Genomic DNA, 1,281 nt, shown 5'->3' with positions numbered 1-1,281 from the left:
CCCTCATGACACGTATTTAAAACGATGTTGACGAAAGAGGCTAATACTCCTTTTTTACTTTTGAAAGTCCGGACAGTACCGATTGACAGATCCTGTATCTGATCAGCTATTATATGAGAAAGGACAATGAAAGGTTTTCTGATCGTAATATACGTAGCTATGAAGAACTTAAAGTACGCTATCGGGATAGACATATCCATGAAAGATTTTGCCTGTTGTTTGTCCGTTATCGATGATGAACAGGACGTAAAGGTTAAAGCCACCCATAAATTCAACAATTCACCAGTAGGATTTAAGTCGTTTTTGGAATGGGTTAACCGACATTCGAAGGAAGCATTGCCTGTTACTTATATTATGGAAGCTACTGGGGTATACCATGAGCAGTTGGCCTGGTTTCTCAATAGCAACGGCAAAGCCATAAGCATTCTATTGCCAAGCAAGGCCAAAAGCTATTTAAAAGCCGATGGCGCTAAATCAAAAAATGATAGCATTGATGCCAAAGGACTTGCCCGTATAGGTGCAGAGAAGAAGTTAGGGCTATGGACCCCTCCCAGTAAACAACTGTATACTTTACGCGTGTATACCAGGCAGCATCAAAGCATTACAGAAATGCTCACCTCCATGAATAATCAGTTGCATAGCATCCGTCACGGGCAATTTCCATCCAAAGAGATAATCAAGCAACTTAAACAAACTATCAGGTTGTTTGAAAAACAGTTAGAGGAACTGGAAGTTGTTATAAGTAAGATAATTAAGACAGATACCATCCTTAACAAGCATTATCAGAACATCACTGCAATAAAAGGCGTAGCGCTGCTTTCATTTGCCGTTATAGCAGCAGAGACAGATGGTTTTACATTATTTGATAACGCATCCAGCCTGGTAAGTTATGCAGGATATGACGTAATAGAGAACCAGTCGGGCAAACACAGTGGCAGAACCCGAATATCGAAAAAAGGAAACTCCAGGATCAGGCGCATTTTACACATGCCTGCATTATGTGCAGTAAGAGATGACCAACCACAATTTAAAAACCTGTATGACCGCGTTTTTGAACGTACAAAAATCAAAATGAAAGGATATGTAGCAGTACAGAGGAAATTACTTGAAATTATGTATTACTTGTGGAAGAAAAATGAGCAATATTATCCTACCTATCAATCTGAAAAAATAATAGCCCCGGCAAACCAGGGCTACACGTGATGAACTTCCAAGTGGAGGCCCTCATTGAATGATCAAAATTATTAAATATTATTTGCTTTTAAAGACAGTACCTCTACG

Annotated in this window: 1 protein-coding gene; it reads left to right on the top strand. The window is 39.3% G+C overall.

Annotation, left to right across the window (positions count from 1 at the left end; genetic code table 11):
• Positions 1–159: 159 nt before the first annotated feature.
• Complete coding sequence (locus AC07NA_RS26225; protein WP_494901027.1) at positions 160–1,203, top strand: IS110 family RNA-guided transposase; 1,044 nt, start codon at positions 160–162, stop codon at positions 1,201–1,203.
• Positions 1,204–1,281: the final 78 nt, after the last annotated feature.

It is taken from the genome of Mucilaginibacter sp. GW821-FHT07G05 (assembly GCF_059418565.1).
This window is presented reverse-complemented; position numbering and strand designations above follow the sequence as displayed.

Bases quoted from the DNA above. Each gene is read 5' to 3' on its own strand.
- AC07NA_RS26225 (WP_494901027.1), top strand. From the start codon at position 160: ATGAAGAACTTAAAGTACGCTATCGGGATAGACATATCCATGAAAGAT.